Origin of the sequence: Zestosphaera sp. (assembly GCA_038727705.1) — an archaeon.
In the GTDB taxonomy this organism is placed as follows: Archaea; Thermoproteota; Thermoprotei_A; order Sulfolobales; family NBVN01; genus Zestomicrobium.
Map to the genome: position 1 here is coordinate 504,881 of JAVYVJ010000002.1, position 14,268 is coordinate 519,148.

Annotated in this window: 16 protein-coding genes; 11 read left to right on the forward strand and 5 right to left on the reverse strand. The window is 53.5% G+C overall.

Annotation, left to right across the window (positions count from 1 at the left end; all coding sequences use genetic code 11):
- Positions 1-62: 62 nt before the first annotated feature.
- The 5 genes from QW772_06825 (at position 63) to QW772_06845 (ending at position 4,163) form a co-directional block, all read left to right on the forward strand.
- Complete coding sequence (locus QW772_06825) at positions 63-263, forward strand: hypothetical protein (GenBank protein MEM0038619.1); 201 nt, start codon at positions 63-65, stop codon at positions 261-263.
- Between the two features lie 174 nt (positions 264-437).
- Positions 438-1,169, forward strand: a complete 732-nt coding sequence (locus QW772_06830; protein ID MEM0038620.1) for a DUF5058 family protein — start codon at positions 438-440, stop codon at positions 1,167-1,169.
- Between the two features lie 2 nt (positions 1,170-1,171).
- A complete protein-coding gene (locus QW772_06835) occupies positions 1,172-1,861 on the forward strand; it encodes a hypothetical protein (GenBank protein ID MEM0038621.1) in 690 nt (229 codons plus the stop codon).
- Positions 1,861-3,303, forward strand: a complete 1,443-nt coding sequence (locus tag QW772_06840) for a M20 family metallopeptidase (GenBank protein MEM0038622.1) — start codon at positions 1,861-1,863, stop codon at positions 3,301-3,303. The genes QW772_06835 and QW772_06840 overlap by 1 nt, the downstream gene beginning before the upstream one ends.
- Before the next feature lie 116 nt (positions 3,304-3,419).
- Complete coding sequence (locus QW772_06845) at positions 3,420-4,163, forward strand: hypothetical protein (GenBank protein ID MEM0038623.1); 744 nt, start codon at positions 3,420-3,422, stop codon at positions 4,161-4,163.
- 121 nt (positions 4,164-4,284) lie between these two features.
- Here QW772_06845 and QW772_06850 read toward each other — a convergent pair whose 3' ends face one another.
- The gene (locus QW772_06850; protein MEM0038624.1) at positions 4,285-5,487 is read right to left on the reverse strand and encodes a membrane dipeptidase; all 1,203 of its coding nucleotides are present in this window, start codon (positions 5,485-5,487) and stop codon (positions 4,285-4,287) included.
- A gap of 243 nt (positions 5,488-5,730) precedes the next feature.
- On the opposite strand from QW772_06850, the gene QW772_06855 reads away from it, so the two are divergent.
- The 6 genes from QW772_06855 to tgtA all read left to right on the forward strand — a co-directional run bounded on the left by QW772_06855 (position 5,731) and on the right by tgtA (position 9,983).
- The gene (locus tag QW772_06855; protein ID MEM0038625.1) at positions 5,731-6,297 is read left to right on the forward strand and encodes an adenylate kinase family protein; all 567 of its coding nucleotides are present in this window, start codon (positions 5,731-5,733) and stop codon (positions 6,295-6,297) included.
- Positions 6,298-6,357: 60 nt separating this feature from the next.
- Positions 6,358-6,780: a DNA-directed RNA polymerase subunit G gene (locus tag QW772_06860; GenBank protein MEM0038626.1), complete on the forward strand. Its 423-nt coding sequence runs from the start codon at positions 6,358-6,360 to the stop codon at positions 6,778-6,780.
- 55 nt (positions 6,781-6,835) lie between these two features.
- The gene (locus QW772_06865; GenBank protein MEM0038627.1) at positions 6,836-7,372 is read left to right on the forward strand and encodes an AAA family ATPase; all 537 of its coding nucleotides are present in this window, start codon (positions 6,836-6,838) and stop codon (positions 7,370-7,372) included.
- Positions 7,372-7,806 (forward strand): RNA-binding domain-containing protein, encoded by a 435-nt coding sequence (locus QW772_06870; GenBank protein ID MEM0038628.1) that lies wholly within the window; start codon positions 7,372-7,374, stop codon positions 7,804-7,806. The genes QW772_06865 and QW772_06870 overlap by 1 nt, the downstream gene beginning before the upstream one ends.
- 99 nt (positions 7,807-7,905) lie before the next feature.
- Positions 7,906-8,376 (forward strand): Lsm family RNA-binding protein, encoded by a 471-nt coding sequence (locus tag QW772_06875; GenBank protein ID MEM0038629.1) that lies wholly within the window; start codon positions 7,906-7,908, stop codon positions 8,374-8,376.
- A gap of 47 nt (positions 8,377-8,423) precedes the next feature.
- Positions 8,424-9,983: a tRNA guanosine(15) transglycosylase TgtA gene (tgtA, locus tag QW772_06880; protein MEM0038630.1), complete on the forward strand. Its 1,560-nt coding sequence runs from the start codon at positions 8,424-8,426 to the stop codon at positions 9,981-9,983.
- A gap of 18 nt (positions 9,984-10,001) precedes the next feature.
- Here the strand turns inward: tgtA and QW772_06885 are convergent, their stop codons facing one another.
- The 4 genes from QW772_06885 to thsB form a co-directional block, all read right to left on the reverse strand.
- Positions 10,002-10,730: a PAC2 family protein gene (locus QW772_06885; GenBank protein MEM0038631.1), complete on the reverse strand. Its 729-nt coding sequence runs from the start codon at positions 10,728-10,730 to the stop codon at positions 10,002-10,004.
- Positions 10,727-11,224 (reverse strand): PUA domain-containing protein, encoded by a 498-nt coding sequence (locus QW772_06890; GenBank protein MEM0038632.1) that lies wholly within the window; start codon positions 11,222-11,224, stop codon positions 10,727-10,729. The genes QW772_06885 and QW772_06890 overlap by 4 nt, the downstream gene beginning before the upstream one ends.
- A gap of 2 nt (positions 11,225-11,226) precedes the next feature.
- Positions 11,227-12,417, reverse strand: coding sequence for a proteasome-activating nucleotidase (locus QW772_06895; GenBank protein ID MEM0038633.1), 1,191 nt, complete (start codon positions 12,415-12,417; stop codon positions 11,227-11,229).
- 144 nt (positions 12,418-12,561) lie between these two features.
- Positions 12,562-14,217: a thermosome subunit beta gene (gene thsB / locus QW772_06900; protein MEM0038634.1), complete on the reverse strand. Its 1,656-nt coding sequence runs from the start codon at positions 14,215-14,217 to the stop codon at positions 12,562-12,564.
- Between the last annotated feature and the right edge of the window lie 51 nt (positions 14,218-14,268).

Below are 14,268 nucleotides of genomic sequence, written 5' to 3' on the forward strand. Positions count from 1 at the left end.
CAAGTAATACCCACGTGTATTTAATTCCGGCAACGTTATTTGACTGATAGTCGGAGAGTTCGATGGGGACGTTCATGCCTATCATGTATAGGTGTAGCTCCTGCGGCGAGACCCTCTTCATATTTAAGTCTGTAGGTCAGGACAGCTTCGGAGTGCCTACGCCTGACGAGCTCTTCAGCAAAGTAGGCAGTAGGTGCCCCAACTGCGGAAAGCTATTAATCAAGCCAACACTTAACAAAGTTAAGGTTCTTGGAAGGGCGTGAAGCAAGTCTCCCGCGGCAACTCTATTCTATATTTATATGATCTAAACGGCCTTGTTAAATATATTTAGATTTTTACGATTCTTTAGAATAAAATATGCACATATAATACCTGGTTTTCACGCATTTTAAAAATGTAAAAATTTATAAACCTTTGGCTTGTTATTAGTTTTGTTGGTGTCATTTATCATGTCGGTGGAGGACTACCTAAGTATAGCAAATAACTCTATTATGTGGCTTGCCGTAATACCGATGGTGGTGTTAGTCTTCATACAGGCCTTCCTCTTTGCAAGGAGGGCGCTGAAAACAGGTAGGGAGTTAGGGCTCAGCGACAAGCAGCTGAAGGCTGCATTCAGATCAGGGGCTATTTCCTCTGTAGGTCCCTCCTTCGCGATACTTGTCGGCATGATAGTGCTGCTGGCGGCGATGGGGGCCCCGTACGCGTGGCTACGGCTTTCCATAATAGGCTCCATATCGTACGAACTGATGGCGGCTGAGTTTGCAGCTCAGGCGATGGGGGCAAGCCTATCCAAAGGCATGAACGCGATGGCGTTCGCGAACGCTATATTTGTGGCCGGAATAGGGTGTACGGGATGGCTAATAATCACAGGGTTATTCACCCCGCAGCTTGAGAAATTAAGGCTAAAGCTGGCTGGGGGCAGGGCTGAGCTATTGCCCATAATCACCGTAACCGCGTCAGTTGGGGCTTTCAGCAAGCTGGTAGGGGACTATGCCATTAGGTTGGACGAGACCACGGCAGCAACTATCTTCGGGGGGATCACTATGGGAACCGTCCTGACCATAGCCGAAAAGAAAAATCTTCAGTGGCTTAGAGAGTGGTCGCTCGCCATCTCAATGTTCGCTGGGATGCTAGTAGCTATGTTGCTAAGGGCGGCGAGGGGTGGTTAGGTGTGAGTTCAAAGGAGACGTACAACAAGGAATTCCTGCCGTACGTGATCAAGTGGGGTTCTATGACGAACCTCATAGCGTACCCACTGCAATTCCTGCCGGGAATAGCTCTGGCGGTGCTGTATGGGTTATTCCCACCGGTAACCGCGATAATTGCTGGGGCTGTAGCACAGATAAGTGTTTCAGGCGCCTTCTGGATCGTTGAGCCAATATCGTATTTCCCCATCCTCGGAGTGCCTGGAACATACATGGCATTCCTATCGGGGAACATAGCTAATTTGAGGCTTCCATGCGCGTCCGTCGCTCAAAAAGCGGCTGGAGTGGAGCCTGGGACCGAAGAGGGCTCGATCGCGGCGACGCTGGGGGTGGCGGCCTCAGTCATGGTCAACACGGCGATGCTGACGATGGGTATATTCATAGGTGCTGCGATCTTCTACGCATTACCCACAATAGTTAGAGTGTCACTACAGACTTACCTACTTCCAGCTATATTCGGAGCAGTCTTCACGCAGTTTGCGATAAGGGGTCCGAAGTACGGCATGGTCGCGTTGACGCTGGCTCTCCCGCTTTGCTATCTAGGGGCGAGAGGCATCCTCCCAGCATATGTAGTGATCTTGTCATGCGTATTTGGAACGATATTCATAGGACGCTACATAATATATGAGAGGGAGAGGAGGAAGGTGAAGTCGTAATGGATTCTGAGAAGGTCAAGGAGGAGGTTTGGCGATACATAGAGGAGAACGCGGAGGGGTTCGTGGAGATCGCCAGGAAGATATGGGAAAACCCTGAGCTAGGGCTTCAGGAGCGCTTTGCGTCGGACCTGCAAACACGAGTCCTCGAGGAAAACGGGTTTAGAATAAAGAGGGATATAGGTGGAATGCCCACAGCCTTCATCGCAGAGTACGGATCAGGGAGACCTATAATAGGAGTGCTTGGGGAGTATGACGCGCTGCCAGGCCTCTCCCAAAAAGCCAAGGCGCAGAGAGAGCCCGTTAGGGAGGGTGCCCCAGGCCACGGCTGCGGCCACAACCTTTTAGGAACGGCTGGGGTTGCGGCGGCAATAGCCGTTAAGAAACTTATGGAGGAGGGTAAAATCTCCGGGACGCTGCGGTATTACGGCTGCCCTGCTGAGGAAACATTGGTGGGGAAAGTGTATATGGCGAGAGAGGGGGTCTATAATGATCTAGATGCAGTCATAACGTGGCATCCAATGCTGTTAAACGCTGCATGGACCTCAAGCAGCTTAGCTATGATATCGGTTCGATTCGAGTTCAAGGGCATCCCGGCCCACGCCGCTGCAAGCCCGGAAATGGGCCGCAGCGCCCTGGACGCTGCGGAGCTCATGAACGTGGGTGCCAATTACCTGAGGGAGCACGTCCCTGAGAAGGTGCGTATTCACTACTCAATCCTCTACGGTGGCAAGGAACCCAACATAGTCCCAGACAAGGCTGTAGTTTGGTATTACATCAGAGCCCCCGACCCGGTCCTCGTTGAGGAGGTCTTTGAACGGATGAAGAAAATAGCTCAAGGCGCTGCCTTAATGACCGAGACTGAAGTCAGGTGGAGGGTCTTAACTGGATGCTACAACTACCTTCCCAACCTAACTATAACCAGGGTAGTGGTGGATAATATGATTAAGGTCGGCCCGCCGAGGTTCGACGAAGGTGACTACAAGCTTGCGGAGGAACTACAAAAAACCATGCCCCCCTCAGGCGTGCTCAAAGTCCTTAAGTCAATGAACGTCCCGGAGAAGCTAGTAAAGGAAATCAAGGATAAACCGCTCCACGATTCAATAGCTACAGAATTCTACGATCTTGGACTGGTTATGCCGGGCTCAACGGATGTCGGGGATGTAAGTTGGGTAGCGCCCACAGCCCAATTCACGGCCGCATGCTGGCCCCTCGGGACCCCTAGTCACTCGTGGCAGGCAACAGCGGCAAGCGGCTCATACATCGGATTTAAAGGAATGATATTCGCTGCAAAAGTCCTAGCTGGAACGGCGATAGACCTCCTCACAAACCCGGACGTCCTAGAGAGGGCGAGAAAAGAATTTGAAGAAGCTACAGGCGGGAGAAAATACAAGCCTTTGATACCGGAGGACGCGAAGCCCCCGTTCGAGCAATTCGAGCATTAGTTTAACCCTTTTTTAATAACTCGCGAACACCACACACTAATCTCGAGATAGACCTCACCAACTGCCGTTGTAGGTTAAACTATATATGTGAGGCCCCTTAAGAATAAGGGGGTTCAATGAAGGAAGGCAGCAATGTGTTGTGGCACTCGACTAGGAAATCCGCGTTAAGAGCTCCTTTCACCCTACTGAACACCGGCTGGATGTTTGACACCATTGAGTATACACGCGATGATTGGCTGGTCTACATAACGCTATATGTTATTGGACTAGCCGTCTCTATTTGCGTGGATGTTGCGTTCCTCATGCCGCTCATCAACGTCCCCGCGATATCAATACTTTTCACTGTTGTGGGTTACGCTAAGTTCTTTTCGACCTTCCACAGCCTTATACGTGGGAGATACGAGTACCTCGTCACCTCCATAGGTGTGGTGTACTCATTTAGATGGCTGTGGAAAACTATCAAGTCCTTAGACTTCAAGTCCATTTCACTCATAGCGTTTATTAGGAAGTCGGGGAAGGGCACAGCGAATGTGTGTTTTTACGGCGAAGATGGGGATAGAGTGGAGTTTTACGGGTTCACGGACTACGAAGGCCTTATGAGGGCGCTCGTGGAGGTGCCTGGGCAGGACGATGGAGAGCAACACGTGAATTCCGGCGTTCTTTCCAAGGCATGGGGCAGTGTGAAAATACATCACGCAGAATACATGAATCCGAGGGGCGATAAAGTAGAAGTTACGTACATCATTAACGTCGACGGGCTTCCAAAGCTTCTGGAAAAAACGAAGACCCGCTTTAAGGGCGGTGAAGCGAAATTCAAATGCGCGGGTTACGAGTTCAAATTCACTCCAGCGAGCCGGTGAATCGCCTCAGCGGGGCATGCCGCTTACACCCCATTTAGATCTATCCATGGCCGCTTGCGATATTATGTTAAGGTCTCATCGTTAATCGTGCAGCTTCATACCTACTCCTTAAGGAAATCATCTAACCTCCCCAGACCCTTCGAGTAACCCGCAGTATGTTCTCGCCGACGACCTTCCTTATATCTTGGTCTGAATATCCATGCTTAATGAGCCATCTTATCACGTTAGTGAACTCTGACGGGTTTTCAAGGCCGTCTACGAAATCCACCACCGGGTGCTCAGGCTCTTCCTCGGGCTTAAATATTGATAGTAGGCTGGAGAACACTCTGTGTAGTGAGACGTGGTCACCGAATATCGTGTCAAGGCCGAACGCCACGTGGTCTATGCCGACGAGCTTTTCAACGTGCTGGAAGTGCTCCATCACACTCTCGATGCTGTGCCTTGGGTTATTGCGGGTTATCGTTGTATGTGGGGCGGCCTCCACTCCGAAGACCCCGCCCTTATCAGCTAAGGCTATTATCACTTCATCAGGCTTCATCCTCCTGGTGGGCCACAGAGCTCTGGCACCGGCGTGCGTCACAACCACCGGATCCTCACTCGCCTCTATTACCTCGAGGCTCGTCCTGTCACCAACGTGGGATACGTCTATCAGTATGCCAAGCTTATTCATCCTCTCGACAAGGGCGTGCCCCAAGTCCGTCAGACCCCTATCCACCTTATCAGCTAGACCAGAGCCGAACTCGTTGCCTTTGCTGTAGGTTATTCCCATGCACCTGACTCCGAACCCGTAGAGCATGTCCACTTTAGCTAAGTCTTCGCCGATATGTGGTGGTGCCTCTAAGTGCAGCACCATCGCTATTCTCCCCTCCCCATGAGCCCTCCTAAAGTCTTCAGCATTAGTCGCTATGAACACTAAATCCTGGTGATCGATGTCCGCCCTATAAATCCCTATCTGGTGTACAACATTATCCCAATCCCAGGGGTCCGGGGATCTCGCGGGGCCGATGCCGTTCATCAGTCCTTCAAAGAACCCGTCCAGGCCGGAGCGGGCTAAACCCTCATAGCCTATCCAGAACCTCCCACCCCTAATGTACTCTAAGAACTCGCTTGGATTCTCCGGAAATACAGCGCTATGCTCGTGGAAGGATATCACCACATTCTTCTCGAGTATTTCCTGAAATCTCCCCTCCTCCGCCCTATCGAGCTCTATCATCCTGGATTTAACCCTCCCCACCTGGGGTACGAGCTTAAACGGCCTGTAATCCCTATACGGCTTGAGGAAGGACCATGACTCATAATTAGTGTGCTTCTTGCTCTTACCCACTTCAACACACCACACTACAATGTTACGGGGTATATTTAATGCTCCCACGGCAGGCATCGTGGTATGGCGTCCCTCCCCTGAAGCACGTGGTTTGGGGGTGCGATGCTTAAATCCCCTGGTTAGGTAGTTACGTGGATGATGAGGGTTGAAAGCGATGAATTCGTGATTGGAGGCTGGGGGCTGAAAGGACTTAATTTGCGGGAGCTCGATTTTCTGAGGGGTTAGGGGCTGGGCGGAGCTATCGTGATTTCGGGCACTCCAGGCGTTGGAAAGACCTACGTGGCGACCAGACTCGCCAGTAGGTTAGGCCTCAAGTACCTGAACCTCTCCGAGCTGGTTGTCAGTGAGGCGCTGTATACTGATAAGGATGAGGCTAGGGACACGTACGTGGTTGATGAGGAGAGACTAATCGAGAGGGTGAGGACTATGCTTGGAAGCCTCGAATCAGACGTGGTGGTGGACAGTCATTACGGGGAGATAATACCTGACGAGTTGGTGAGGATCATCTTCGTGCTCAGACTGAATCCAGCACTCCTGTATAGGAAGCTCGTCGAGAGGGGGTGGGTTAAGTCGAAGGTGTTGGAGAACGTCGAGGCCGAGTTGCTGGGCGTGTGCGCGCGCAATGCGTTGGAGGAGCACCCGGAGAGTAAAGTCTGCGAGATCGATGTAAGCGACAGAAACCTGGATGAGGTGGTCGACGAGGTCGTGGGGATTCTCAACGGCTCGAGAGCGTGCCACCCGGCCATCGACTGGCTCTCGCAGGAACTCCCTGACGACCTTCTAGCCGAGCTACTTAAGCGTGAGTCCTGACCGATCCCCCGCGTGAGCGCGCTTTTAAAGTTATTCCGGACACTATTATCGGTGCCTTAAGTGGAGTTGGGCGACGGCGTACTGCGTGACGAGTGCCTTGTGCAGAGCATCCGTAAGTCCTTAATACCTAACGTACTCATCCTGAACCTGCAGTGTCAAGGCAGCAACGTCGAGCTAGACCTGCTGAGGGAATTGCTGGTGGTCTCCGAGGGGGGTAAGGCAAAATACCTTCTCAGCAGGGAGAAGCCGGAGTATGATGAGAGGAGGGATTTCGTGGCTTGGGGTTACGTGATCGGTAAGAAGGTGGTCGACGCTGGTAGCCCCCCGCATCAGGGGAAGAGGCAGAAGCTAATCGTGTCGCTCTGGGGTTACATGGTCATGATCGAGTCTGGGGAGAACATAAACAACTGCTTCAACGTGATGGATAAAGTCTACTTCAAGCTCTCACCAGCCGGCAGCGAACCCCAACAGGCTACGGGCTGAGCCCACCCCCTCATTCCCCTTATTAAAGCGTAAGACCTATGTATTGGGAGTCGTGATGATCATCTGCATTACCGGCATGCCGGGCGCCGGGAAGTCGGAGGTCGCCAGGAGACTCGCCACACGCCTCAACGCTGAGTTACTGAATATGGGTGACTTCGTGAGGCGGGAGGCGCTTAGGAGGGGGCTCGGCCTAAGCATGGAGGGCTTGCTGAGGCTGGCTAATGAGTTAAGGCGTGAGATGGGTCCGGACGCGGTGGCTAAGCTGGTTCTCACGCAGGTCGCTGGCGACGGGCTGTACGTGGTGGACGGCGTTAGGAATGTTGAGGAGGTGGAGGCCTTCAGAAGTAGGACGGAGACTATTCTGGTGGCTGTCCACGCATCGCCTAAGGAGAGGTTCAGGAGGCTATCAAGCAGAGGCAGGAGTGACGACCCGAGGACCTACGAGGAGTTCAGGGAGAGGGACTTCAGGGAGCTCGAGCTGGGCGTGGGGAACGTCATAGCCATGGCGGACGTGATGGTCGTGAATCAAGGACGTGACGTGGACTCAGTCGTCGATGATGCCTTAAAATCCATTAGGGAGGTCCTAAGCTGATGTTCCTGTTGACAGTGACCTGCGAGCTGAGACCCACTGAAGATAGGGATAAGGTCGTCAAGGCCATCACCAACCTATTCACCTTGGAGAGGGTCGAGGTGGTTGAGGACTACCCCTACAGCAGGGTGGTCGGCGAGAGCAGGAGGGTCGAGTCCTTGACTAAGCTGCATCACCTCCTCAGGCAGGAGAGGATACTCGATACCGTGAGGGGCGTTCTGCTCGGCGGTAAGGCGGGTAACACGGTTGAGTTTAAGCTGCACAAGCAGAGCGCCTACGTAGGGCGGGCCACGATAGTGACGCTCGACAGTGAATCCCCGCTAGGGCCTATAGTCGTCAGGGTGACCAGCGACAAGATAGATGAGGTGATAGAATGGTTGACTCCGAAGACTGTTGACGGACGCCCAGTGCGTGAGAGGCAAATCCCTAAGGTGTGAGGGCAGGACTGCGGAGGGAACGCAATCAGGTGTTTAGAGATCCCCCATCCCAATGAATTTTTAAGGTTTATTCAGCTATATCAAGTTTAGGTAGTTGAAATGGGTGCGGTCGCGCAGTCCGCGTTAAGGAATTTGATAAGCGAGTTAAACAATTTAGTAGGGAATGAGATACTCGTTAAGCTCGCTGATGGAACCGTCTACATCGGCAGGCTGGTGGGGCTGGATTTGAGTGAGAGGCTCTCACTCCATTTAATCCTCGAGAACGCTAGAAGCCAGGATGGCAGGACCTTCTATAAGGTTTTCATCAACGGCTCGAGGATCTCTGAAATCATATTCGAATCCAGACCCATGTTCGACCCGGAGGAGTTCGGGAGGTACGTAGCTTCTAAGCTTAACATACCCGGCTCGTTCATCAAGGTGATTAAGGAGGCCCACGCAGTCTACGTGTACGATAAGTTCAAGATAACGGAGAACGGGGTTGAGGGGGCTGGGGCTTTAGCGACGAAGCTCTACAGTGCCCTGCAGGAGTACCTGGACATGAAGAAGCGGGGCGCGCAGGTCCAAACATGAAGGGGGGAGCCCTCCCCAAGCATCAGGAGAAGTGGTAGGAGCTGTGTATGAGTTTTGAAATCAGAGATAAGGATCTGGCCGGCAGGATAGGTAGGCTGAGGACCAGGTCAGGCGTGGTTGAGACGCCTGCATTCTTCCCCGTAGTTAATCCCGTGAAGCAGAGGAGGGACGTGCCTACAAGCAAGATAATGGACATAGGCTTCAGCCAAGTCATAACGAATGCGTACATAATAAAGCAGGTTTACGGCGATAAAGCCAAGGAACTCACCGTTAAGGGGGTGATAGAGTTCAGCGGGGTTGTAATGACCGACTCAGGTGCCTACCAAATACTGAGGTACGGTAGGGAGAGGATAAGGATAGACCCTGAGGAGATAGCGACATACCAGCAGGAGATACGTTCGGACATAGCGGTGATAGCGGACATACCCACGAGGGATGACGTGGGCTACGAGGAAGCTAAAGAGAGTGTTGAGGAGACCTTAAGGAGGGCTCGAACCACCATAGAGAGGGTGGGGGGTGGTGATGTTGTTTGGGTCCTCCCGATACAGGGTGGAGTGCATTTAGACCTGGTTGCCAGATCGGCTGAGGAGGCTAGGACCATAGACGGTTACAGCATGTACGCGATCGGCTCGCCGGTGACGGTGCTGGAGAAGTACGGCTTTGAGAAGGTCGTGGATATGGTGGCTACGGCCAAGGCGATACTGCCTCTAGACAAGCCGGTCCACCTCTTCGGAGGAGGTCACCCCCTCATAATACCGCTCATGGTAGCTTTAGGTGTGGACAGCTTTGACTCAGCCTCATACATCCTCTACGCCAGAGACGGGAGGTACATGACGGAGGACAGCACTTACAGACTCGCGGACCTTGAGTACCTGCCGTGCGAGTGCGAGGTCTGTAGCAAGCGCACACCCAAGGACCTAATGGAACTGGAGGAGGGCGAGAGGACTAGATTGCTCTCCATACACAACCTACACGTGATAAACAGGGAGATTAAGCGGGTTAAGACCGCAGTTAAGGAGGGCAGACTATGGGAGCTGATTGAGGAACGGGCCAGGGCCCACCCATCCCTCAGGGAGGCCCTCAACACGTTGCTGAAGTATGTGGACTGGATGGAGAGGCTGGACCCCAGGTTTAAAGGGGATGCGCACGCTATATTCCTCTACGACGTAACCTCATACCGCAGGCCGGAGTTAGTGCGTCATAGAAGGCTTATCAGGGAGACACGCATCGAGGGCAAGAAGAGGGTGGTCTTGATCCCAGGAAGCCCTGAGGAGAAGCCTTTCAGAAGCTCTAGGATATACGCGAGATCGCTCACCGCGGGACTCATTGATGAGGACTCCTACACGCTGGCGTACATACCCTACTTCAACTTAGTCCCTATCGAGTTGGATCAGGCATTCCCTTACTCCCAATTCGAGATGCCCTCAACCCCCGAGGAGTCGGTTATCAAACTCATGGCCGAAGAGATCCGCGAGACCCTCATCAACAGACTCGCGGGCGTGCGTGAGGTCGTGATCGTAACCTGCTCTCAATACGCTTGGAGTAGGCGGGAACTGTTTGAAGGGCTCAAAACCCTGGGTAACGTTAAGCTGGTGGAGGTTTGTTAAAACACCCACACACGCGACTCACATGTACAGCTTAGGCCCTCTATCCTCCCTCTTACCTACCTCCTCCATCAGCGTCTCAGCATAGGCTACCAGCTTCGAGTACTCAATTAAATCGTCTACGCTGACGTCAATGCCTAGGATCTCGTTGAGCTTCCTAATGAATACGGCGGCTGCGGAGGGGTCATACTTACCTGGCTCGGTGTACGGCAACAGCAGCAGGGTCGGTATCTTCCTCAGCGTGAATATGGCGTATAGCGTGGCCAGAGGACCGACGATGTAGTTGCCCCTGCTCAGCACGGGCTCCTTGAACGACCACTCGTGCTCGGCGTTGGAGACCCACCTGAAGCTCTCCCCACCCTCTCTGAGCTTAACGTTAAGTCCTCCCGCCATAATCGCCTTACTGCCGTTGACTTTCTTGAACCAGTCAGCCAACGTTAACGCGTAAGGAACTCTTTCAGGGGTTGACGGCAACGCGTTATTAACCACTATCAGGAGACCCTTATCTTCGGCCAGGAATATCTCGTAGGGGGTCATGACCCCGTAGTCCTCCACAGCAACGAAGTCTGGCATATACTTGGTTACGATATCCCCTATCTTGACGGACGCGGTCTTGCCAGCCAAATACCTGGTGGCTATAGTCCCTACGTAGCCGAAGCCGGGGAACCCGGTTATGAGGACCCACCTCCTTCCACTCTCCCTGAGTAGTTGCTCGTACTCCTCGTAGATTACTATCTCGACTGGCCTCATCTGTTAACACACTCCCTAATTTTTAGGGCCGGGCCGGTTAATAACTGAAGTATCTCGTCCGGGGAGAGGAGTAATCTGCCCACACAGAGTAGCTCGTCACTCTCACCGACCACTAACGCCTCGTCACCTGCCCTGAGCCCCTCGTCAACCGCTATAACGTGCTTAGAGAACACTGAAGTCCTAGCTTCAAGCAGGTCCTGCACCATCTCCTCAACCACTATTAAACGTAGTTTAGGCGGTGGCACGAGAGAGTGTAGTCTCCTGGCAAGACTTAAACGGAGGTTTGCGGTGTGTGTTTGGGCAATGATGGTCGCCAAGACCTCCCGGCTCGTCGGATCTATCAGCGCCCTAATCCTCCCAGTATTCCTTGAGATCCCTACAAGCAAGCCATCAGGAAGTAGCTTATCTGCTACGTCCACCCTCAACTGGTAGTTGAGGATGGCTCTCAGGCTCTCCAACTCCCCCGGGGTTGCTTCCCTCACGATGAAGCTCAAGCCTATACCACCGAGGGGGTCTTACGCTCGTGAGCCTTGCCAACGTCCTCAGCGTATGGTCTGAAGCGGTCTTTAAGGACCTTCCTCACGGCCTCCATGAAGTCCCCCATAGTTATGTAGTTCCTGTTGTTCCTTAAGGCCATGAAGCCTGCCTCAGTGCATATTGCCTTGATGTCAGCTCCTGAAGCGCCTTCAGTCAGCCTAGCAAGCGCCTCAAGGTCCACCTCCTTGACCTTCATCCTGCCGGCGTGTATCTTGAATATCTCGATCCTACCTCCAACGTCAGGTAAGGGAACCTCTATCAGCCTGTCGAACCTGCCGGGCCTCAACAGCGCGGGGTCCAGTATGTCTATCCTGTTGGTTGTGGCTAAGACTTTAACGTTGTCCAGCGGGTCGAAACCGTCCAGCTCCGCAAGCAGTTGCGTTAGCGTCCTGTGGATCTCCCTTTCACCACTGGTCCCTATGTCAAGCCTCTTAGCACCTATTGCGTCGAGCTCGTCTATGAGAACTATAGCCGGCGCCTTCTTCCTTGCAAAGCCGAAGACCTCCCTCACTATCCTGGCTCCCTCACCAACGAACTTCTGAGCCAGCTCGGAAGCGACCAGACTTACGAACGTCGCATTCGACTCCCCGGCGACCGCCTTAGCCAGGAGGGTCTTGCCGCACCCCGGGGGTCCGTAGAGCAGTATACCTTTAGGAGGCTCTATGCCCATCTCCCTAAACAGTTCGGGCTTCTTAAGCGGTAGCTCAACAACCTCCCTCAACTCCCTTATCTGCTCCTTGAGTCCGCCAACATCACTGTACCTGACGCTCGGTCTTTCAATAACCTCCATAGCCCTGACGTACGGGTCCTCCAGCGATGGGAGGAGGCCGACCACTGCAGAGCCCCTCTGGTTGAGCATAACCCTGGAGCCGGGACGCGCGTTACGCACGTCGACACCCCCCATCACGTCGACGACGAGGTTCGGGCCTGTTGAGCTCTTAACTACCGCCTTCCCGTCCGGAAGTACCTCCAGGAGCACCCCCTCAATGAGGGGGGTGGACAGCAGCTTCTCAATCTCCTTCTTATAGTAGTTAACCTCATTCCTAAGAAACTCCACCTCAGTCTCTAACTCCTGAATACGCATCTCAAGATACTTGACGTAGTCCTCCGTCACGCCCCTCCTACGAGAGCTGAATTCAATGCCGGACAATCAGCACTTCACCACACTAAGAAACTAGTGTCTAGAAATCCTAAAAAGGGTGTTGTCCACGAGATCCGAACTCACGGACTTCCTGGGGGTTTAGTGGTCTAAAAATGGGGGGTTGTCTGCCTTAAGGTAGGGCCTGCACTACCTCTACTTCTCCTCCTCCTTCTCCTCCTTCTTCTCCTCCTTCTTCTTCTCCTCCTTAGCCTTGCTGGCCGCTACCACATCGTCTATCCTGAGTATTAGCGTCGCCGCCTCAGTCCCTGCCTTAAGGGCGTTGGTCTTAACGGCCAGCGGCTCCACAACGCCCATGGCCTCCATATCCTCCACCTTACCCTTGAAGACGTTGACTCCGTACCTCACGCCCTCCGGCTTGTTGTGAGCGCTCCTGAGCTCCGAGAGCATGTCTATCGGGTCTAGCCCGGCATTCTCCACCAGCGCTGACACAACGCCCTCCAAGGCCTTCGCAAAGGACAGGACCGCCAGCTGCTCCTTACCGCCGACCTTAGTGGCGTAGTCCTTAAGCTGCTTAGCCATCTCCACCTCGAAGCTCCCGCCGCCGAACACTATCTTAGGCAGTCTGAGCACGTCGGCCACCACGCTTAACGCGTCCCTGAAGGACCTCTCAGCCTCGTCCACCACCCTCTCCAGACCGCCTCTGATGATTATGCTCACCGCCTTCGGGTCTTTGGTACCTTCAACGAAGACCATCTTATCCTCCCCTACCTTCCTCTCCTCCACTAGGGCTGCGTAGCCGAGGTCGTTCGGGGTCAGGTCGTCGATATTGCTGACTATCCTGCCTCCGGTCGCTCTCTCCAGCTTCTCCATGTCTGATCTCTTCACCCTCCTCACTGCTAGTATGCCTTTCTTGGCTAGGAAGTGCTGCGCCACGTCGTCAATGCCCTTCTGACACACCACGACATTAGCGCCGGCGGCAGCGATCTTCTCAACCATGTCCTTAAGCATGCTCTCCTTCTGCTCTATAAACTTCCTCATCATCTCAGGGTCCGTTATCCTTATCTCAGCATCTATCTCCGTCTTCTCGATCTCCAGCGGGGCGTCGAGGAGGGCTATCCTAGCGTTCTCAACCCTCTTAGGCATGCCCGGATGAACGACCTCCTTATCGAGTATAACACCGTACACAAGCTTAGTGTCGGCCAGCGAGCCGCCGTGCTTCTTAATTATCTGTATGTTGTCGATGTCCACGTACATCCTTCCATCCCTCTCCTCAGCAACCTGCTTCACAGCCTTGACAGCTATCTCGGCGAATAGGTCCCTGACGCCATGCACGGCCTTGCTGGTGAGCGCTGTCGACGCTATCTTCTTTAGGGTCTCTAAGTCGTCGACGCTCACGCTCCTCGCCACCCTCTCAGCATACTTAACCGCTTCCTCCAGCGCCTTCTTGAAGCCGTTGATTATTATTGTCGGGTGTACCTCCTTGTTAATCAGCTCTTCAGCGGCCTTCAGCAATTCCCCAGCGAATATGACCGCGGTTTTAGTGCCGTCGCCAACCTCGTCGTCCTGCCCCTTAGCTATCTGAACAAGCATCTTGGCGGCCGGGTGCTGGACGTCCATCTTATCCAGTATAGTCGCCCCATCGTTAGTTATTGTGACGTCGCCCAGAGTGTCTACGAGCATCTTATCCATGCCTCTAGGTCCGTACGTCGTCCTCAGGATCTCGGCTATGGTGACCGCAGCCACCATGTTCGACCTCAGGGCCTCAGCCCCCGTGGTTCTCTGAGTACCCTCCCTCAAAATCAGGACGGGGATTCCAGCCGTGGGGGCCACACCCCTTTGAGCTGCCATACAGTCTCACCGATAACTCATTATCAACCACTTCTATTTAAGCTTTTCGCT